At 72.9% G+C, this 20,319-nt stretch carries 16 protein-coding genes; 10 read left to right on the top strand and 6 right to left on the bottom strand.

Going from position 1 to position 20,319, the window contains the following annotated elements:
- Positions 1-4: 4 nt before the first annotated feature.
- Entirely contained in the window at positions 5-3,610 is a 3,606-nt protein-coding gene (locus tag BXA11_RS17810; protein WP_076435843.1) for a CHAT domain-containing protein, read from the bottom strand.
- Between the two features lie 110 nt (positions 3,611-3,720).
- Between BXA11_RS17810 and BXA11_RS17815 the strand changes: the two genes are divergently transcribed.
- Positions 3,721-4,092 (top strand): hypothetical protein, encoded by a 372-nt coding sequence (locus BXA11_RS17815; protein ID WP_076435846.1) that lies wholly within the window; start codon positions 3,721-3,723, stop codon positions 4,090-4,092.
- Between the two features lies 1 nt (position 4,093).
- On the top strand, positions 4,094-5,050 hold the full coding sequence (locus tag BXA11_RS17820; protein ID WP_076435850.1) for a hypothetical protein: 957 nt from the start codon (positions 4,094-4,096) through the stop codon (positions 5,048-5,050).
- Positions 5,051-5,113: 63 nt separating this feature from the next.
- On the opposite strand, the gene BXA11_RS17825 is transcribed toward BXA11_RS17820, so the two are convergent.
- On the bottom strand, positions 5,114-6,748 hold the full coding sequence (locus tag BXA11_RS17825; RefSeq protein ID WP_076435853.1) for a CocE/NonD family hydrolase: 1,635 nt from the start codon (positions 6,746-6,748) through the stop codon (positions 5,114-5,116).
- A gap of 283 nt (positions 6,749-7,031) precedes the next feature.
- Between BXA11_RS17825 and BXA11_RS17830 the strand changes: the two genes are divergently transcribed.
- The 5 genes from BXA11_RS17830 (at position 7,032) to thyX (ending at position 13,148) form a co-directional block, all read left to right on the top strand.
- Positions 7,032-9,167, top strand: a complete 2,136-nt coding sequence (locus BXA11_RS17830; RefSeq protein ID WP_076435855.1) for an anthranilate synthase component I — start codon at positions 7,032-7,034, stop codon at positions 9,165-9,167.
- Positions 9,168-9,225: 58 nt separating this feature from the next.
- A complete protein-coding gene (locus BXA11_RS17835; RefSeq protein WP_239105019.1) occupies positions 9,226-10,467 on the top strand; it encodes an amidohydrolase family protein in 1,242 nt (413 codons plus the stop codon).
- An 81-nt stretch (positions 10,468-10,548) separates the two neighbouring features.
- The gene (locus BXA11_RS17840; protein WP_076435860.1) at positions 10,549-11,439 is read left to right on the top strand and encodes an ABC transporter ATP-binding protein; all 891 of its coding nucleotides are present in this window, start codon (positions 10,549-10,551) and stop codon (positions 11,437-11,439) included.
- Positions 11,436-12,215: an ABC transporter permease gene (locus BXA11_RS17845; protein WP_030506548.1), complete on the top strand. Its 780-nt coding sequence runs from the start codon at positions 11,436-11,438 to the stop codon at positions 12,213-12,215. The genes BXA11_RS17840 and BXA11_RS17845 overlap by 4 nt, the downstream gene beginning before the upstream one ends.
- Before the next feature lie 150 nt (positions 12,216-12,365).
- Positions 12,366-13,148, top strand: a complete 783-nt coding sequence (gene thyX, locus BXA11_RS17850; protein ID WP_030506547.1) for an FAD-dependent thymidylate synthase — start codon at positions 12,366-12,368, stop codon at positions 13,146-13,148.
- 188 nt (positions 13,149-13,336) lie between these two features.
- Here the strand turns inward: thyX and BXA11_RS17855 are convergent, their stop codons facing one another.
- Positions 13,337-14,413, bottom strand: coding sequence for a WD40/YVTN/BNR-like repeat-containing protein (locus tag BXA11_RS17855; protein WP_030506546.1), 1,077 nt, complete (start codon positions 14,411-14,413; stop codon positions 13,337-13,339).
- 80 nt (positions 14,414-14,493) lie between these two features.
- On the bottom strand, positions 14,494-15,747 hold the full coding sequence (locus tag BXA11_RS17860; protein WP_083744332.1) for a globin domain-containing protein: 1,254 nt from the start codon (positions 15,745-15,747) through the stop codon (positions 14,494-14,496).
- 295 nt (positions 15,748-16,042) lie between these two features.
- Between BXA11_RS17860 and BXA11_RS17865 the strand changes: the two genes are divergently transcribed.
- From BXA11_RS17865 to BXA11_RS17875, 3 genes are all read left to right on the top strand, one after another.
- Positions 16,043-16,741, top strand: a complete 699-nt coding sequence (locus BXA11_RS17865; protein WP_030506544.1) for a gamma-glutamyl-gamma-aminobutyrate hydrolase family protein — start codon at positions 16,043-16,045, stop codon at positions 16,739-16,741.
- Positions 16,742-16,858: 117 nt separating this feature from the next.
- Entirely contained in the window at positions 16,859-17,788 is a 930-nt protein-coding gene (locus tag BXA11_RS17870; RefSeq protein WP_030506543.1) for an alpha/beta hydrolase, read from the top strand.
- Positions 17,785-18,576 (top strand): enoyl-CoA hydratase/isomerase family protein, encoded by a 792-nt coding sequence (locus tag BXA11_RS17875; RefSeq protein ID WP_076435862.1) that lies wholly within the window; start codon positions 17,785-17,787, stop codon positions 18,574-18,576. Before BXA11_RS17870 ends, BXA11_RS17875 begins: the two co-directional genes overlap by 4 nt.
- A 28-nt stretch (positions 18,577-18,604) precedes the next feature.
- Here BXA11_RS17875 and BXA11_RS17880 read toward each other — a convergent pair whose 3' ends face one another.
- Positions 18,605-19,027, bottom strand: coding sequence for an SRPBCC family protein (locus BXA11_RS17880; RefSeq protein WP_076435865.1), 423 nt, complete (start codon positions 19,025-19,027; stop codon positions 18,605-18,607).
- A 76-nt stretch (positions 19,028-19,103) separates the two neighbouring features.
- Complete coding sequence (locus BXA11_RS17885) at positions 19,104-20,285, bottom strand: acyl-CoA dehydrogenase family protein (protein ID WP_030506540.1); 1,182 nt, start codon at positions 20,283-20,285, stop codon at positions 19,104-19,106.
- Between the last annotated feature and the right edge of the window lie 34 nt (positions 20,286-20,319).

A 20,319-nucleotide genomic window follows, 5' to 3' on the forward strand; every position in this document is an offset into this window, starting at 1 on the left:
TCCGTCAGGCTCCGGCGTGCAGGTAGGGGGCCCACAGCGAGGGCGTCTGCGGGAGCCGGTCGCGTACGGCGCGCACCGCGTGGTGCAGGGCCTCCGCGGACCGGCCGAGGTCCAGGGCTCCGCTCCCGGTGCGAAGGCTCTGGTAGAAGGCGGCGGCGATCTCCAGAGTGATCGCGTCGTCGATCTCCCACAGGGTGCCGACGACGTGGCGCACGCCGATGGCCTGGAAGGCCGCGGCGAGCGTGATGGCCTCGTCGAGCAGGTCGCGTCCGCGGTTCAGCCGCTCGACGAGGGCGGCGAGGCGCGGTAGCTCGGCCCGGGCGGGCTGGGCGAGCTCGACCGTGCCCAGCGTGACGACGTTCATCTGCGCGGTGCTGCAGGCCGACAGGTAGACCAGCTCGGCGTCGCTCAGACCGGCCGCGGCGAGATCGGCCACGGTCAGCGGGGCCGTCTCGTGGTCTGCCAGCAGCAGCCTGCTCGTCGCCGGATCGAGGGCCTCGCTGACGCCGTGGCACGCGAAGTGGGCGATCGTCGCGGTCGCCATCGCGGCCAGCACCGCGTCGCGGGCAGGCGAGGTCAGCACGAGCGCGCCGGGCAGTGCGTCCCGGAGCAGCCCGGCCTCCTGCGCGGCGTAGGGGAGCGGCGCGGCGCCCGGGGTCTGCGGCATCGCGACGACCAGTACCCGGCCGCCGCGGTTACCGGCGGCCGGGGGCGGACGCCGGGCGTCGAGGAGGGCACGCACCGTCGTGGCGTACGACGAGATCACCCGGTCCAGGGCCGTGCGGCGGCCAGCGGCGCGGTGGTGGCCGGCCGCGTGGATGGGGAACACGCTCAGCATCCCGCCGGGCACCCACCAGACCCGCGGCAACGGGGTGCCGGGGTCTTGCGGCGTCGGGCAGCCGAGCGCGTCGAGCACCGGAGCCACCGCGGCGTCCCACAGCCATTCCAGGGTGGCGTTGATGTCGTCCTGCGCCGCCACCCTCTCCCGCCATCCCGCCTCGGGGTCGTCGGCGCCCCGCAACGCGGTGAGGAAGGTGTGGAACCGCTCGGGTGCGGCGGCGAGACCGGGCAGCGAAAGGTGGTCGACGCCGTAGGCGGTGAGCAGGATCGCGTCGCTCCGATAGCGGCTGACGTTGAACACCACGATCGGGCCGTCTTCGGCGGCGGCGCACAGCTCGGCCATGCCGGGCAGCGGCGGGCTCTGCCGGATGCGGCCCAGCAGGATCGACCGGCCGGATTCCAGCAGGCGCAGGGCCCGCAGCGCGGGTGGTTCGGACGCGCCTCGCCGCTGCGGCGGCCCGGCGGAGGGGACGGACAGGGCGAGCGCGGCGGCGTCGGCGGCCAGCCGTGCGTACATTTTCAGCTCCTGCTGCCTGTCGCTCCAGCTCGGCCCCGCCGGAATCGTCCCGGGCAGCAGGGCGACCGCGGCCTCCAGCAGGTCCGCGGCGAGCGCCGGCTGCGCGTCGCGCATCAGGTCCGCCGCGGCCCGGGCGGCGGAGATCCGGATGTCCAGCGGGCCCGCCGGGTCGCCGAGCGCGCTTCGGTAGGCGGCCAGCGCCTCGCCGGCGCCCTCGCCGGACCGCTCGGCCCGGGCGCGCAGCGCATTGCCGAGGAAGGCGACGTGCACGGCTCGCTGTGGTGAACCCTCCGGGGTCGCCTCAACGGCCTCCCGGGCGACGGTGACGGCGGCTCGCAGGTCATCGGGTGCGCCCGTCGCCCTGGAGCGGTCGCCGTGGGCCTCGGCTAGCGTCGCCAGGCGGATCGGGCGGGCCGGTGAGCCCGGCGGGGTCGTGTCCACCGCCTCGCGTCCCGCGCTGATCGCCATGTCGAGGTCCGACACGTTGCCGGTGAGCGCGAACCGGTCGCGCAGCGCCACGCCGAGGTTGTGCAGCACGCCGGCCCGGAACGGACGCCCGGCCGGCATCGCGTCCACGGCGTCCCGGAAGGCCTCGACGGCCGCATGGAGGTCGTCGAAATCGCCCTTGCGCCGGTAGCGCACGTGATGTGCCGTGCCCAGGTCCGACAGCAGGGTCGCGCGGCGGGGGTGACCCGCGGGGACCCCGCCGACGGCCTGCGCGCCGATCTCGACGGCCGCGTCGAGATCGGCCGACGAGCGGCGGAGTTCGAACCGCAGCCGCAGGGCGAGGGCCAGGTTGCTCATCCGGGCCGGGCGCTCCGGATCACCGGGCGGGGTCGCGTCGACGGCCTCCCGGCCGGCCTCCACGGCTCGCTCGATGTCGCCGGACGCGCCGTCCGTCTCATGGCGCCGCAGGAGCGCGAGGCTCAGGTTGTTCAAGGCGGCGGCGCGCTCCGGCCGGCCCGGCGGGATAGCGTGTACGGCTTCCTCGCTGAGGGCGATCGCCCGTTCGAGGTCCTCTCGTCCGCCCGTGACGCCGAAGCGGTCGAGCAGGGAGATGCCGAGGTTGGTGAGCGGCATGCCGCGGTCGCCGGCGGGGGTGCGGGCCAGGGACTCGTCGCCCGCTTCGATGGCGGCCTCGAGATCGCCCATGTCTCCCGTCTGGTCGAACCTGGTCCGCAGGGCCACGGCGAGGTTGCCGAGGACGTGCGGGGCCGGGCCGTCCTGCGTCGTCAGGGCCTGCCGGCACGCCTCTATCGCGAGGTCCAGGTCGGCGACGTCGGCTGTGCGGCGGAACCGTGTGATGAGCAGGACGCCCGCGTTGTGCGGGAAACCGGCCGCCTGGAAGGCGGTGATCGCCTCGTCGAGGTCCGCGGCGTCACCTGTGCGCCCGAACCTCACGTTCAGCGCACCCGCCAGGTTGCCCAGGAAACCGGGGTGGTCGGGGTGGCCGGGCGTGGCGGCGGCCACGGCCCGGCGATTCGCCTCGACGACCTCGTCCATGTCGGCGGCCGCCTGTGTGATGTCGAACCTGGCGCGCAGCGCCGTGCCGAGAAGCCATTGGTAGGTGCCGTTGCCGGGGACGGCGTCGGCCGCGAGCCGTGCGGTCTCGATCGCCGCGCCCAGGTCGTCCGGCGCGCCGTTGCGGCGGAACCGGTCCAGAAGGGCGCGGCCGAGCCGGTGCTGCTGCTCGGGCACGTCGCCGCCCTGCGACAGGGCCACGGCGACCGCGAGGCTCAGCGTCTCGACGGCCTCGTCCAAGAGTTCGGCCGAGCCGGTCCGCTCGGCCAGCATCTGCAGGGCGACGCCCCAGCCGCCGATGTACCGGGCACGGGCGGCGTCGCCGGGCGCGGCCGCGGCCACGATGCGCTGCCAGACGAGGGCGGCGGTCTCCAGGCCGTCCGGCCCCGGCGTCCGCAGCCCCTGCTGGGTCATCGCCACCGCCACGGGCTCGGCGACGTCGGCGAGGACGGGTAACAGCGGTTCTGGGAGCGGTTCGACACCGGCCACGAAACAGCCGACGAAGGCATGCAGGGCGGCTCGCAGTTCGTCGTGGTCCTGGCCCTCCGGCAGGGCGCTGTAGCGGTACCAGTGCAGCCAGCCGAGCGCGAACCCGGCGTCGAGGTCCTCGTCGTCGCCGAGAGCCTCCGTCAGCCCGCGGATGTCCGCCGTCACCTCGGGAGCCAGGGCGTCCCTGGGTGTCCGGATGCGCGCCAGATGCGCCTGGACGGCGGCGAGGTGCTGTTCCCGCATGGCGGCCCCTGTCTCGGCGTCGGCCCCACGCGAGCGTAACGCCCGCACCAGCCGGGCCGCTTACAGATTGGCGGGTCATCGGCTCCGCCGGGACTCGCCCGGAGGTGAGAATGAGCGATCGGACGGCCGCCGCGATCGGCTATGTCTGCGGCCACCTGGCCGACATCCGGGAGCACCTGGAGGCCCTTGGAGACACCGGGCCGCTCGACCGGTTGCTGGCCGCCGTACGCTCCGGGGAGGAGGCGGCCGGACCGCTGGACTGGCTGCACGAGGCGCTGGTGGCGGGCGGCGACGTGCTCGGGGTGTACGGCAACGCCGGGCGCGGCCTGCGCCCTCTCTCCGTCGGACCCGACCCCGGCGAGTTCGTCTTCCTGTGCCCGCGGCGCCGGTGCGTGCGGTATCGCTGGCCTTCCCCAGAGTCCGGCGCCGCGCCGTGCTGTGAGATCGACGGGACGCCGATGACCCGCGAACGGCTGCGCTGACATGGGCGGCCTGCTGGCCGAACTTGGGAAGAAGCTGGCCGAGCGATGGCTGACTCTACTCGTCCTGCCCGGGGCGCTGTACCTCGCCACCTTGATCACCGCGGTGACGCTCGGGCACGCGCGCCCGATCGACGAACATCTCATGGCGACTCGGCTGGACCAGTGGGCCATGCCGGGCCGCACGGGCCGTGTCGTGGTGCTCCTCGCCGCGTACCTGCTGGGGTCGGCCGCCGCCGGGGTGGCCGCACAGGCCCTGGCCGCGATGGTCGAACGGGTCTGGCTGGCCGAGAGCTGGGGTTCCTGGCCACCGCCGCTGCGGCAGGCCGCCGCCCGGCTCACCCGGCGTCGGCACTCCCGCTGGTCGGGTGCGGTGAAGGGCTACCACGAGGCCAGGGAGGAGGCCGCCGCCGCTCTGGCACGCGCCCGCCTGGAGGAGGCCCCGGCCTCGGGCGCGCCGGGCCGCGCGGCGTCCCTGTCGAGGCTCGACGCCGCGCGGCGGCGGCTGCGGGACATCGGCACGGAGGAGCCGGAGCGCCCCACGTGGATGGGCGACCGGATGCAGGCGGTCGCGATCCGGCTGGACCGGGAGCTGGACCTCGACCTGGCCACGGTCTGGCCGTACCTGTGGCTTACCGCGCCGGAAACCGTCCGTACCGAGATCACCGCGGCCCGCGAGACGCTCGGCCGGGCCACCACCCTGGCCGGATGGGGGGTGCTTTACGCGGCGGTGGGGGCGCTGTGGTGGCCGGGCCTGATCATCGCAGCCGCCGTCTTCGGCACGGGATGGCGCCGCGCCCGTACGGCGGTCGATGCCTACGCCGAGCTGGTCGAGGCGACCGTGCGCCTGCGCACCGCCGCCCTGGCGGGCGACCTGGGCCTGGAGCACACCGGCCCACTCGGCCCGGCGACCGGCAAGGCCGTCACCGACCTCCTCCGCCACCGCGGGCCGGTGCCGTGACGGCCGGGCCGGCCGTCGGCGTCCCGGCAGGCGGGCTCGCCGGCGGCCGTACGCCGACCTGCGTCACCAGGACAGCGCGGGGAGGATCACGGCCGAGGGGTGGCGGGGGTCGTGCAGGATCTCCTGGTCGGAGGCGACCAGCGGGGTGCCCGCCGTCAGCGGCGCGCCGGTGCCCGGGTTGCGCGCGATGCGCGGGTAGGCCCCGCTGGCCACCTGCACCCGGATGCGGTGTCCGCGGCGGAACCGGTGGCCCATCGGCCACAGGTCGACCTCCACCCGGCGCACGCCGGCCTCGTCGCCGCGGTCCGCCGGGGTCAGGCGGCGCACGCCCTCGCAGACGTTCATCGACGTGCCGTCGGGGTGCACGTCGCACACCCGTACGACGAAGTCGGTGTGCTCCCTGCCGGTGCGCACGAACAGTTCGGCGCTCACCGGGCCGATCATGTCGGTGTCCCGGCCGAGCACCTCGGAGCTGTAGACGAGCACGTCGCGCCGGGCCTCAAGACGCCGGTTGTCCCTCGGCTCGGAGTTGCCGATCAGCACAGGCCCGCCGACCACGGGCGTGGGGTGCGCGGGGTCGTAGCGGTAGCGGTCCGGCTCGCCGCCCGCCGGGTTGTCCCGCGACAGGGCGAAGCCCGGCTGGAGGTGCCAGCGCTCGCGCCGCATGCCGGGCGGTGGCCAGTCGGACTCGTCCCGCCACTCGCCCGCGCCCGTCACGTACAGCCGGACGGGGAAGGGACGCAGCCCCGACGGGTCGCCCAGCAGGTGGGCGCGGAACCAGGCCAGGGCGTCGGCGTTGGCGGCCCGCCCGTGACGGATGTCGGCGTGGTACCACGGCCCGATGGTCAGGTACGGCTGCCGCCCCGCCGCCCGCAGCGCCGCGTAGTCCTTGAGCTGCCAGGGCAGGAACACGTCATACCAGCCGCCGGTCATCGTGATCTCCGCGCCGACCTGTCCCACGGACGCGGAGAAGTCCGCCTTGTCCCAGTACGTGCAGAGGGTCTCGCCGTGGTGGGCCAGCAGTTCGCGGAAGAACGGCAGCGGCCTGCCCGCCGACAGCAGGTCGAGCTCGTGCAGCGGGCGGCCCGACAGCACGGCCCGCCGCGTGCGCCGGGGCGCGACGAACGCGGCCACGCCGCCCAGCCGGCCCTCCAGGTGCGCGGTGAGCGTCGTCCAGATCAGCGTCGACTCCAGCGCGAACGACCCCCCGACGTACGCCGCGTCGCGGAAGCACGAGGCGGTCACCTGGACGGCCATCGCCCGCAGGTCGGGGGTCTCGGCTGCGATCGCCCACTGCGTGTAGCCGAGGTAGGAGGGCCCGTGCATGGCGAAGCTCCCGCCATACCACGACTGCGTCCGCATCCACTCGACCGTCGCCAGGCCGTCCTCCTGCTCGTGGACCAGGGGATCGAGCCGTCCGCCGGAGCCGAAGCCGCCCCGGCAGCTCTGCAGCAGCACCTGGAACCCGTGCCGGGCGAAGGTCCAGCCGTACATCCAGCCGACCACCCCGCCCCTGCCGTACGGCGTGCGGATCAGGATCGTCGGCGGCCGGTCGGCCCCGACCGGCGTGTAGTGATCGGCCAGGAGCGTCACGCCGTCCGGCATCGGCACGGGCATGTCGCGGCGGACCCGGACGCGGTGGCCCTGGAAGCCGCCCGGCCCGGCTGGACCGCGGCGGTGCACCGGCACGCGGACCATGCCTCCTCCTTCCCCGGCAATCGGGCCGATCGCCCCGCGCCGAGAGTGAGGTTTCCCCACCAGTAACAGAATATCTATCCGCTGTTCGCCGTTCCAGTCGCGCCGCGTTGCATGATCGCGCTTTCCGCCGCTACCCTTGACGCATGCGAACTCATGCACCCTCCCAGTGGTGGCGCCGCTGACAGGCGGCGTTTTCGCATTCGCGTCGAATAGACCGGCCGCCCCATGAGTGGCGGCCTTCTGTGTGTCCGCCCCGGGGCATACGAAAAAAGGGGCGTGGACAGTGGAGATCAGCGGATATACCACGGCCGGCGGCATCGCGGTCGAGCGCCGGGTGCGCGAGGTGCCCGAGGAGGCGCTGGAGGAGATCGTCACGTCGCTGGGGGAGCGGCGCGGCGGGGCCTTCTCGTCCGGCATGGACTACCCGGGCCGTTACAGCAGATGGGCGTTCGGCTACGTCGATCCCTGCCTTGAGATCGTGGCGCGGGGGCGGCGCATCTCCGCCCGGGCGCTCAACGAGCGCGGACAGGTCGTGCTGCCCGTCGTCGCCTCCTGCCTGCTGGCGGCCGGCAAGCCGGTGGCCGAGCCGGGCCACGGCTACGTCGAGGTGCACGTCCCCGAGTCCGAGGACCTGCTGCCCGAGGAGATGCGCAGCCGCAGGCCCACCGTGTTCACCGCCATCCGCGAGATCATCGCGGCCTTCCGCTCCGACGACCCCCACCTCGGCCTGTACGGGGCCTTCGGCTACGACCTGGCCTTCCAGTTCGAGCCCATCCGCTATCGCCTGACCCGCCCCGGCGACCAGCGCGACCTGGTGCTGCACCTGCCCGACCGGCTCGTCGTGATCGACCGGGTCCGCGAGACCAGCGTGGAGCACCGCTACGAGTTCACCGTGGACGGCGTCTCCACCAGCGGCCTGGAGCGCACCGGCGAGGCGATCTCCCTGACCACGCCCAGGGAGATCCCGCCGAACCCGGTGCGGGGGACCTACGCCGAGGTCGTCGCCAAGGCCAAGGAGAAGTTCCTCCGCGGCGACCTGTTCGAGGTCGTCCCCGGCCAGGTCTTCCACGGCGCCTGCGCCGACCCGTCCGCCTTCTACCGCTCGCTGCGCACCGAGAACCCGGCGCCGTACGAGTTCCTGCTCAACCTCGGCGACGGCGAGCACCTGGTCGGCGCCTCGCCCGAGATGTACGTCCGGGTGACCGGCGACCGCGTCGAGACCTGCCCGATCTCCGGCACCATCGCCCGCGGGGCCAACCCCGTCGAGGACGCCGAGGCGATCCGCACGCTCCTGTCCAGCGTGAAGGAGGAGTCGGAGCTGACCATGTGCACGGACGTCGACCGCAACGACAAGTCGCGGATCTGCGTGCCGGGCAGCGTCCGGGTGATCGGCCGCCGCCAGATCGAGATGTACTCCCGGCTGATCCACACCGTCGACCACATCGAGGGCCGCCTGCGCCCCGAGTTCGACGCCCTCGACGCGTTCCTCACCCACATGTGGGCCGTCACCGTCACCGGCGCCCCCAAGACGTGGGCCATGCAGTTCATCGAGGACCACGAGGAGACCACCCGGCGCTGGTATGGCGGCGCGGTCGGCTTCATCGGCTTCGACGGCTCGATGAACACCGGCCTGACCCTGCGCACCGCGCAGATCCGCGACGGCGTCGCCACCGTGCGCGCCGGGGCCACGCTGCTGTACGACTCCGACCCCGAGGCCGAGGAGCGGGAGACCGAGCTCAAGGCCAGCGCCCTGCTCGGCGCGCTCGCCGCGTCCGCCCGCCAACGGGAGGAGGTGCGGGCGGAGCCCCGGCCCGATCTGCCGGGCGAGGGCCACCGCGTGCTGCTCGTGGACCACGAGGACTCCTTCGTCAACACGCTCGCCGACTACTTCCGCCAGCAGGGCGCTTCGGTGGTCACGCTGCGGCACGGGTTCCCGCTGGAGAAGCTGGACGAGATCGCGCCCACGCTCGTCGTGCTGTCGCCCGGCCCCGGCTGGCCGTCCGACTTCGGCTGCTCGGCGCTGATCGAGGCGCTGTACGCCCGGAGGCTCCCGGTGTTCGGGGTGTGCCTGGGCCTGCAGGCCATGGTCGAGCAGGCGGGCGGCACGCTCGAACTGCTGCCCTACCCGGAGCACGGCAAGCGCGGCCGGGTCCGCCGCGAGGGCGACAGCGCGCTGCTCGACGGGCTGCCCGGCGAGTTCGTCGCGGCCCGCTACCACTCGGTGCACGCGAAGGAACCGGGGGTCAAGGGCTTCCGAGTCACCGCGTACACGCCGGACGGCGCGGCCATGGCGATCGAGGACGCCGAGAACCTGCGCTTCGGCGTGCAGTTCCACCCCGAGTCGATCCTGACCACGCAGGGCGGCGCCGGAGCGCGGATCATCGCCAACGTCCTGCGGCTTTGCGCGCGTCATGGCTGAGTAAAGGGGCCGTTTAGGGCGGCGCCGGCGCGGCGGGGGGGCCGTAGAGTCCACTGCCGTGCCGGAGCCGAGATCCCATGACATGCTGCCCACACCCCTTCCCGACGCGGTGCGGGCCGCCCTGCTCGCGCCCATGGTCGACCAGCACTGCTGCGGCGTGCGCCGCGACGACACCACCAGGTCGGGGTTCGAGCAGCTCATCGGCGAGGGCGGCACACCCGCGCCTCCGGGCACCACGCACTTCGACACCCCGGCCGGCGCCGCCATCCGCCGCTGGTGCGCGCCGGTTCTCGGCCTGGAGCCGCACGCCTCGGCCACCGTCTACCTGTCGCGCCGCGCCGAACTCGGCGCGGCCGAGGTCAACCGGCGGCTGCTGCGCGGCGCCGGGGTGTCGGCCTTCCTGGTCGACACCGGGCTCGACGTCCCCGGGCTGCTCTCGCCCGCCGAGATGGGACGTCTCGGCTCGGCCGCCGCCGACGAGATCGTCCGGCTCGAGCAGGTCGAGCAGGACGTCGCCGAGGCCGGGCTGCCCGCCGCCGACTACGCCGGGATGCTGCGGGACGAGCTCGCGGCCCGTGCGGCACGCGCCACCGCGCTCAAGTCGGTCGCGGCGCACCGCTGCGGTCTCGGCTTCGACCCCTCCCGGCCCTCCCGCGGCAGCGTGATCGCGGCGGCCGGCCGCAGGCTCGCCGACCCCAAGTCCCGCCTGGACGACCCCGTTCTCGTACGGCACCTGCTCTGGGCGGCGGTCGACGTGGCCAGGGAGCGAGGCCTGCCGCTGCAGTTCCACTGTGGTCTGTCCGGCTGGGGTCTGTCCGGCTGGGGTCTGTCCGGCTGGGGCCTGTCGGGCGGCGGCCTGTCGGGGAATGGCCTGTCCGGCATCGGGGTCGGCCACCTGGCCGATCCCGCGCTGCTGACCGGCTTCGTGCGCGCCCTCGCCCCGCTCGGGGTGCCGGTCGTCCTGCTGCACTGCTATCCCTACCACCGCCAGGCGGCGTACCTGGCGGCCGTCTTCCCGCACGTGTACGTGGACGCCGGGCCCGCCGTCGCCCACACCGCCGCAGGCTCCGCCCACGTCCTGCGCGAGCTGCTCGAACTCGCGCCGTTCCACAAACAGATGTACGGCTCCGGCTGCCACGGCGCCGCCGAGCTGTGTTTCCTGGCCGCGCTCTGCCATCGCCGCGGCCTGGCCCACGTGCTCGCCGACCGGATCGGCGAGGGCGAATGGAGCCAGGCCGACGCCGCCCGGATCGCGCACATGATCGGCTCGGGGAACGCGCGCCGCGTTTACCGCCTTTGATATTCGCAGATTTGTCCTAACCGAAACGATCCTCCTTTATGAGGATGATTTTCGATCTATTGCGCGAAATAATCGCGCCTGATGGCTGCCATTGAGATTCGAAATCTGGTGAAGTCGTTCGGGCCGGTGAAGGCCGTGGACGGCGTCTCGTTCAGCGTGGAGGCCGGATCCGTCACCGGATATCTCGGCCCCAACGGAGCCGGCAAGACGACCACGCTCCGCTGCCTGCTCGGCCTCGTCACGCCCGATTCGGGCGAGGCGCTCGTGAACGGTGAGCGTTATGTCGCGCTTTCCGATCCGGCGGCCGAGGTCGGCGCCGTGCTCGAGGCCACGAGCTTCCACCCCGGCCGCACCGCCCGCAACCACCTGCGCATCCTGTGCACGGCCGCCGGGCTGCCGGACACCCGCGCGGACGAGGCGCTGGAGCAGGTCGGTCTCGCGGACGCCGCCGGCAAGCGTGTGGGCGGGTTCTCGCTGGGCATGCGGCAGCGGCTCGCGCTCGCCTCCGCTCTGCTCGGCCGGCCCCGGGTCTACATCCTCGACGAACCGGCCAACGGCCTCGACCCGGCGGGCATCGAGTGGCTGCGCGGGTTCCTGCGCCACCTCGCCCATGACCAGGGAGCGGCGGTGCTCGTCTCCAGCCACGTGCTGGCCGAGGTCGAGCGGACCGTCGACGACGTCGTGATCATCGCCAAGGGCCACCTGGTGCGCCAGGGCAGCCTGGCCGAGCTCACCAGCGACGGCGCGGACGCCGTCCGGGTGCGTGCCGCCCAGGCCGCCGACCTCGTCCCCGCGCTCGAAGCGGCCGGTGGCGCGGTCGAACGCGTCGAGGACGGCCTGCTGCGCGTGCGCGGGCTGGACCCGGAGGCCGTCGGCCGGATCGCCCTGGAGCGCCGCGTCGCGCTCACCGAGGTGGCGCAGGAGCGATCCGGGCTGCACAAGGTCTTCCTCGATCTGACGGAGGGGCGATGAGCGGGCTCGTCAGGGCGGAGCTGCGCAAGCTGTTCACCACCAGGCTGTGGTGGATCATGCTGCTCGTCATGCTGGTGCTGGTCGGGGTGGGCCTCGGCTTCCTCATCGCGTTCGCGGGCGTGGACCAGAACGGCGCCGCGCTGCCCGCGCGGGACACCGCGGAGTGGGCCGAGATCGCATGGTCGAGCGGGTCCAGCGGCGGGATCTTCGTGATGATCCTCGGCGTCGTCATGATGACCTCCGAATACCGCTACCAGACGATCACCGGCACCTTCCTCGCCACCCCGCGGCGGAGCCTGGTGATCGTCGCCAAGGTGGTGGCCGGGCTGCTCGTGGGCGCGTTGTTCGCGCTGGCCGTGCTGGTCTTCCAGGCGGTCACGGTGATCCCGGCCGTGACGCTGTCCGGAGGCGAGCTCTCCCTGTCCGCCTCGCGCATCCCGCAGATCAGCCTCGGCATCCTCGTGACGCTGGCGCTGTACGCGGTGTTCGGCATCGGGCTGGGGGCGCTCGTCCGCAACCAGATCGCCGGGATCGTCGCCGCGGTCGTCTGGGCGTATGTGATCGAGAACATCTTCACGGGGATCCCGGCCCTGCACTCGGTGGGCAAGTGGCTGCCGGGCGGGGCCGCGCAGGCGCTGATGAGCATCGACGTGGACACCGGCCTGGGCAGGCCGGAATGGCTGCCCGCCTGGGCGGGCGCCGCCGTCCTCGTCGGTTACGGCCTGCTGTTCGCCGCCGTCGCCACCGCCACCACGGTCCGCCGTGACATCACCTGAGGCGTGACATCGCGGCGACCCCAGGGCCCCGCCATGACCCTGCCAGGACTCCGCCAGGGGTCCCGGGGCGGGGGCCGTGTCGCGATCGTGGTCCCGAGCTGGTTTGCTTGGACGGTCCACCCATCGGCAACCACTTCACGGGGAATGTGAATGCGCAGCGTCGAGCCCGAGGTCTTCCTCGTCGCCAAACCGTCGGTCGACTACGACGAGCTTGCCCGCTATCTGCACGAGATCGGTGGGGAGAGCTGGCTTGAGCGGCTGGAGCGGGGCGAGCTCGACGCCCAGAACCTGGCGGAGTTCGCCGGGCGGCTGTGCTACCGCTCGTTCGAGCCGGGCCTGAACCCCAACGTGACCCGGATCCGCCAGGACCAGGACGCGTACCTGCGCAACATCCTGGCCAGCGCGCACGGCAGCGTGCTGGAGCACCTCAGCTTCAGCTTCGTGCTGCACAACGTCTCGCGGGTGCTCACCCACGAGCTGGTGCGGCACCGGCCCGGGGTGGCGATCTCGCAGGAGTCGCTGCGGTTCGTCCGGCTGAACGACATCCCGTTCTGGTTCCCCGAGTGGGCGCGCGAGGACGCCGAGCTGATGAAGCGGGCGACCGAGATGCTCGACCGGATGGAGGAGTTCCAGAACTGGATGGCGGCCCACTTCGGTCTGGACGAGGAGGGTGTGCCGTTCGCGGAGAAGAAGCACCGCACCTCGTTCATGCGCCGCTTCGCGCCGGAGGGCGTCGGCACCGGCCTGGTCTGGACGGCCAACGTGCGCACCCTGCGGCACACGATCGAGGCCAGGACGGCCGGGGGAGCCGAAGAGGAGATCCGCCTCGTCTTCAACCGCATCGGGGAGATCATGCGGGAGGAGGCGCCGGCCCTGTTCGGCGACTACGTCGTCGAGGACGGCGCCTGGGTTCCCGGCTACCGCAAGGTCTGAGCCGCCGGGGTCTTGGCTGCCCGGGTCTTATCCGCCGGGGTCTGACGATGGCGGAGATCCCCGAGGCCTGAGTCGCCGGAGAGCGCCAGGCCGTGAGCCGGCCGCCCCGCGGCAGGAAGGGCGCCGCGGGGCCACGGCGTCGGGTCAGAGGACGGACGGAAGGGCGCCGCCGGGCCGCGGCGGCGCGGTCAGAGGACGGCCGCCCGCACGCACAGCACGTCGGGCAGGTGACGGGCGATCAGCGACCAGGTCTCGCCCGCGTCGGCCGAGCCGTACACCTCGCCGTCCCTGGTGCCGAAGAACACCCCGGCGGGCCCGGCGGACATCGCGTCCCTGAGCACCGAGGAGTGCACCGGGCCCTCGGGCAGCCCGGCGGAGTGCCCCTGCCAGGTGGCCCCGGCGTCGTCGCTGCGGAACACCTGGTAGCGGTGGCCGAGCGGCGTCCGGTCGACGTCGCCGTGGAGCGGGAAGACGTACAACCTGTCCGGGTCGCCCGGGTCGACCGCGATCGGGAACCCGAAGTCGGAGGGCAGGCCGGACCCGATATCGGTCCAGGAGTCGCCGAAGTCGTCGGACCGGTAGACCCCGAAGTGGTGCTGCAGGTAGAGCCGCTCGGGCGCCGCGGGATGCTGGACGACCTTGTGCACGCACTGGCCGAACTCGGGATACTGCGCGCCCTCCGGGAGGAAGGGCGCTCGGATGTTCTTGTTGGACGGCCGCCAGGTGGCCCCCGCGTCGTCGCTGCGGAAGAACCCCACGGCGGAGGCGGCGACCCCGATGCGCCGCGGGTCGGTGGGGTGGGGGATCACGGTGTGCAGGCACAGGCCGCCGCCGCCCGGCTGCCATTGGGGCCGGGTGGGGTGGTCCCACAGGCCGTCGACCATGGTGTAGGTGGCCCCGCGGTCCTCCGACCGGAACAGCGCTGCGGGCTCGGCGCCCGCCCAGACCACGTCCGGCTCGGACGGCGACGGCTGGAGCTGCCACACCCGGGCCAGTGCGGCCCCGGTGCGCTCGGGGAAGGCGACCGGAGGGGTCGTCGCCTCCTCCCAGGTCTCGCCGAGGTCGTCGGACCACATCACCGACGGGCCGAAGTGGCCGTACTCGATGCCGGCGAGGATGCGGGGTGTGCCGCCGCGGGTGTCGATCGCGACCGAGTGGATCCCGATGGTGGAGAACCGTACCGGCTCGACCTCGAACGAGCCGCCGTCCGAGGAGCGTGCGAGGAACAATCCTTTGCGAGTACCGATCGCGAGCAGTGCGGGCATATGTCCTCCCTGTGCTGATTTCGATTATGTTTTCGATTCGAATCCTGCCAGGAAACCGTCCACCCCGCCCGCCGTTCCCGTCAAGCCTCGCTTCGGATCGCGTCGCCGTGCAGCCTGTCGCCGTGCTCGGTGTCCCTGTGCACGGTGTCCCCGTGCAGCGCGTCCCCGTGCAGCGTGTCGCTTGTGCCGCTCAGGGTGGTGCCGCCGCGTGTGGTGCCGCTCTCTGTGGTGTCGGTCTGTATCGGGTCGCGGTGGATCCGCGCGAGCGGCACCCCCGAGATCTGCAGGCGCCGTACGGTCTCGTTCACCATCGCCGCCGGCCCGCAGACGTACGCCTCGTGGTCGGCCCAGGAGTGGAACCTCTCGACCACGTCGGGAAGCCGGCCGCGTATCCCGTCGTAGCCAGGGTCGTCGGAGACCGTCGGCACGACCCGCAGCCAGGGGAAGGCGGCCTCCATTCTCGCCAGGTCCGGCATGTCGTACAGGTCGCACGCGCGCCGCACGCCGAACAGCAGGTGGATGTTCGGGCGCTCACCGGAGGCGATGACGTGCTCGATGACGGCCTTGAGCGGCGCGAGACCGGTGCCGCCGGCGACGCAGAGGAGGTCGCGGTCGGACTCGGGCGGCGTCATCGTGCCCACCGGCGGGCCGAGCAGGAGCTGGTCGCCGATGCGGGTGTGGCGGACCAGCGCCGTGCTCACCCAGCCGCCCGGCACGGCGCGCACGTGCAGGCGGAGCGTGCCGTCCGCGCGGGGCGCGTTGGCGATGGAGAACCGCCGCCAGACCCGTGGCCACCTGGCCGTCTGCACCGTGACGTACTGCCCGGGGACGAAGTCCATGTGCTGCGAGGGCCGCAGCGTGAGCACCGCGATGTCCCGGGTGCGCGGTTCGTGGTCGATCACCTCCGCCAGCCACCAGGGGGGCGTCGTCTCCGCGGCGGCGGCGTCGATCATGATCTTCGCCGCCATGGCGTACGCCTCGGTCCAGGCGGCCTCGATCTCGTCGGTCCAGATGGCGGCGGCGAAATGCCTGATCGTGGCGAGGAGCGCGCCTCCCACGGCTCTGTAGTGCTCGGGAGACACGCCGTACTTGCGATGGTCCCGCCCGAGCTGGGCGAGATAGGACGCCAGCCCCTCGGGGCTGTCGAGCATCCAGACGACCCTCGTGAGCGCGTTGAACAGGCGGTCGCGCTGCACCTCCATGCCCGGCGGGAACATGCCCCGCAGGTGCGGGCACTGCGTGAAGAGTCGTCCGTAGAAGTATCCCGCGGCCTTCCCGGCGACGGGTTCGACGACCGAGAAGCTCTCCTTGACGAGGCGCGGATTCAGCGGCATCAGTTGTGTCCCACCCTAGGGACCGGAGACGTGCTCCGGTCTGTCGATCCACCTCCCTGACGGCTCCGGGTGACGAGCGCCGGCGGCCCCGGCTCAACCGATCGCTCAACGGGGAGTGTTTCACTCGCTCTCGGGCGTCACAACCGATTCCCCACAAGGCAACCGACTGTGAACACTTCGTTATTTTTCGTGACGCCCTCCCTGTGACTCGTGTGACTGACGAGAAAACTGACAAAAAGGAAAACGATCTGCGCCATGATGGGCCTGCCTGCTCGCACACCCTCAGGAGATGGCCATGGCGCGTCCCATCGTCGGCATCACGACCTATCTGGAGGCCGCGCGCTGGGGTACGTGGGTCCGTGAGGCGGCGGTCTCGCCCCAGGCGTACGCGCGCGCGGTGGAGAAGGCGGGCGGCGCGCCCGTCCTGCTGCCGCCGCTGAGTCCCTTCTCCGCCGGCGACTACGTGCGCCGCCTGGACGCGGTCGTCCTCGCCGGGGGCGTGGAGGTCGATCCGGCGCTGTACGGTGAGGTCCCGGCGGGGGAGCCGGACGACGACGGGCTCGGCGGGCCGCAGCCGCAGCGCGACCGGTTCGAGACCGCGCTGGCGCAGGCGGCGGTGGAGGCGGACGTGCCGCTGCTGGCGATCTCGCGCGGCATGCACGTGCTCAACGTCGCCCAGGGCGGCACACTGATCACCTCGCTGCCGAAGGCCGTCGGCCACGACCGTCACGAGACGGCCGCGCACGTGGTCACCGTGAGCGTGTCGAGCAAGGTCGGCAAGGCCGTGGGCGACCGCGCGGAGGTGACCGGCGCGCACCACCGGGCCGTCCGGAGGCTTGGCACCGGCCTGATCGCGGTGGCGTGGGCGGACGACCAGATCGTCGAGGCCGTCGAGTTGCAGGGGCACCGGTTCGCGGTCGGCGTGCAGTGGCACCCTGAACGCGGCGCGGACAACCGCCTGGTCGAGGCCCTGGTGGACGCCGCCCGCCCCTGACCCGTACGGACCCGGTCCCGGGCCGGCGGAGGCGGCGAAGGCGGCGCGGGCGGCCGGGAGAGCGCCGCCGCGGCCGCTTCCGCGGTCGTGTCGGCGGGCGCTGTTACTGTGCGGGGCATGGCGTTGCATCCCCAGGCGGAGGCCTATCTCAAGCTGTTCCCCTCGGATCTCGGCATGGACCTCGCCTCCCTCACCCGCGAGCAGATCGCCAAGATGCGATCCCTGGACGGGATGGTGGAGCAGCGCGGGCCGAGGGTCGATCTGCCGGTGGTCAGGGACGAGACGGCGGCCGGGGTGCCGGTCCGGATCTACCGCCCGGAGCCGGGTGAGCATCCGCTGCCGGCGCTGGTCTACTTCCACGGCGGCGGCTGGGTCTTCGGCAGCGTCGAGCGCAACGACGCCCTGGGCCGCGACCTCGCCCACAGGACCGGAGCGGTCGTCGTCTCCGTGGACTACCGCCTCGCGCCCGAGCACCCGTTCCCCGCGGCCGCCGAGGACGCCTTCGGCGTGCTCCGCGACGTGCACGCCCGCCCGGCGTTCTACGGCGCGGACGCCCGCAGGGTGGCGGTCGTCGGCGACAGCGCCGGGGGCAACCTCGCGGCGGTGGCGGCCTGGCTGGCCAGGGACGCCGGGCTCCGCCTCGCCCACCAGGCGCTGATCTGCCCGGTCGTCGACGTCGCCGCCGACACGCCCAGCTATCGGACGTACGGCAAGGGGTTCGGGCTCGACGCGGCGGAGATGCGGTGGTTCATCGAGCAGTACGCCGGTGGCGCCGACCCCCGCGACCCCCGTCTCGCGCCGATCCACCTGCCGGATAAGTCGGGCCTGGCGCCCGCGACGGTGATCACGGCGGAGTGTGATCCGCTGTGCGACGAGGGCGCGGCCTACGCGCGGGCGCTGGCCGAGGCGGGCGTCGCCGTGGAGCACCGCTGTTTCGAGGGCGCGCTGCACGGTTTCCTCGGTCTGCCCGGGTTCTTCGACCAGGCGCTGGAGGGCCGCGACTTCCTGGCCGCCAGGATCAGGCGAGCACTGGGAGCGGCGTCGTGAGGGAGTACGAGAAGCTGAAGGTCGGCTGGGCGGGCGACGGGGTCCTGCGCGTCGTGATCAGCGAGCCGTCCCGGCGCAACGCCGTGGACCGCACCGGTCACCGCGAGCTGGCCGAGATCTGGCGCGACGTGGACCGCGACGACGACGTCAGGGCGGTGATCGTGCGCGGGGAGGGTGAGGCGTTCTCGGCGGGCGGCGACCTGGCGATGATCGAGGAGATGATGCGCGACCACGCCACGCGCCTGAAGGTCTTCGCCGAGGCCCGCGACATCGTCTACAACGTGCTCAACTGCTCCAAACCGGTCGTCTCGGCGATCCAGGGCCCGGCGGTGGGGGCGGGGCTGGCCGTCGCGCTGCTGGCCGACATCTCGGTGGCCGGGCGCACGGCCCGCATCATCGACGGCCACACGCGGCTGGGCGTCGCGGCGGGCGACCACGCGGCGATCATCTGGCCGCTCCTGTGCGGGATGGCGAAGGCCAAGTATCACCTGTTGCTGTGCGAGCCGGTCACCGGCGAGCAGGCGGAGGCGATGGGGCTGGTGAGCCTGTGCGTCGACGACGACCAGGTCCACGACAGGGCGCTGGAGATCGCGACGCGGCTGGCGGCCGGTTCGGCCGAGGCGATCCGGCTGACCAAGTACGCGCTGAACAACTGGCTGCGCATGGCCGGGCCGTCGTTCGACGCCTCGCTGGCCATGGAGTTCCTCGGCTTCACCGGCCCCGACGCCGCCGAGGGCGTGCTGGCCCTGCGGGAGAAGCGCCCGCCCCGCTTCCGGCCGGAGCCGTGAGCCGCGACTCGGATCCGTCGGACGCGACTCAGCCGAACCGCTTGCGCAGCGACTCGAGGCCGGGGACGAAGACGCCCCGCGTAAGGATCTTGGCGATCTTCTCCGGGTCGTCGGCCGCGAAGCTCGCGTACCACTCCACGAACGTCTGTCCGGAGTCCGTCACCGGCGCGGCCCGGCAGGTGGCGTGGTAGTCGCGCATGGGCAGCGGGGACTCGATGATGGCGTAGGTCAGCGTGCGCTCCTCATCGTCGAGGGTGAGCAGCCGCTCGCGGAACACCCCGCCCGCTCCGTCGACCCGCCGTACGACCCCCGGGGCGAGCGGTGCGCCGTCCTCGATCTCACAGGTGGACACGCCCGGCAGCCACTCGTGGAGGTTGCCGAACTCGCGCAGGAACGCCCAGACGTCCCCGGCGTCCGCGCTGATCACCGTGCTGGCGTACGCACCGCGCATGTGTGACTCCTTCCGCTGCCCCAAGTAAGTGCCCCGCCGCGGCGGCGCGCAAGCGGCCGGGAGCGATCGTGTGCGGTCAGAAGCTCCTGGGCAGGCCGAGCACCTGGGTGGCCAGGTAGTTGAGCAGCAGTTCCTCGGTCACCGGCGCGATCCGGCCGATCCTGGCGTCGGCCAGCAGCCGTGCGACGGGGTATTCCAGCGAGTACGCCATGCCCCCGTGGGTCTGGAACGCGGCGTCGGCGGCCTCCCACGCGGCCTGCGAGGCCGTCAGCTTGGCGATGTTGGCCTCCGTGCCGCAGGGCAGGCGGTTGTCGAACGACCAGGCCGCCTTGTACAGCATCAGCCTGGCCAGCTCGATCTTGGCCTTGACCTGGGCCAGCGGGAACGCGATGGCCTGGTTGGCCCCGATGGGCCGGCCGAAGACCTCCCGCTGCTTCGCGTAGTCCACGCCCACCCGCAGCGCCACCTCGGCCCCGCCGAGGGCGCTGGACGCGAGCAGGATCCGCTCGGGGTTCAGCACGTCCCACAGCACGGCCGCCCCCCGGTCCACCTCGCCGAGCACGCTGGAGGCGGGCAGCCGCAGGTCGTCGATGAAGACCATGTTGGACGGCGTGGTGTTCGCGCCCATCTTGGGGATCGGCCGATAGGACAGCCGCCCCGCCGCGACGGCCTCCGGCACGTTCACCAGGAACACCGTCAGCCCGTCGCTGCGCGGCCTGGCCTGCGCCGCCGGGATCGTCCGGGTGACGAGCAGCATCCAGGAGGCCCGCTGGACCCCCGTGATCCAGATCTTCTGGCCGTTGACGACGAAGTCGTCGCCCTCCCTGCGGGCGAAGGTCGAGATCGCCAGCGAGTTGGACCCGGCGTCGGGCTCGGTCAGCGCGAAGCAGGTCTCGATCTCTCCCGTCGCCAGCTTCGGCAGCAGCGCGGCCTTCTGCTCGGCCGAGCCGTGCCTGGCCAGCGTGAGCGCCCCGAACCCCGGCGTCAGCACGTACATGAACGCGGAACCGCCGGCGGATCCCGAGGCCGACAGGGTCTCGGTGGCGACGGCCAGCTCCAGCAGGCCCTGGCCGGCTCCGCCGTACTCCTCGGGCACGGCCAGGCCGAGCCAGCCGCCCTTGGCGAGCTCGGCCCACACCTCTTCCGGCCAGCGCTTCTCGGCCTCGCAACGCTGCCAGTAGTCCATGTCGTACCGCGAGCAGATGTCCGCGATGCCCCGGCGCACCGCCTGCGCGCTCTCCGGCAGCGTGAAGTCCATGCCCGCCACTCTAGAACGTCATTCGGCGAGCTGC

Source organism: Microbispora rosea, assembly GCF_900156315.1.
GTDB classification, from domain to species: domain Bacteria; phylum Actinomycetota; class Actinomycetes; order Streptosporangiales; family Streptosporangiaceae; genus Microbispora; species Microbispora rosea.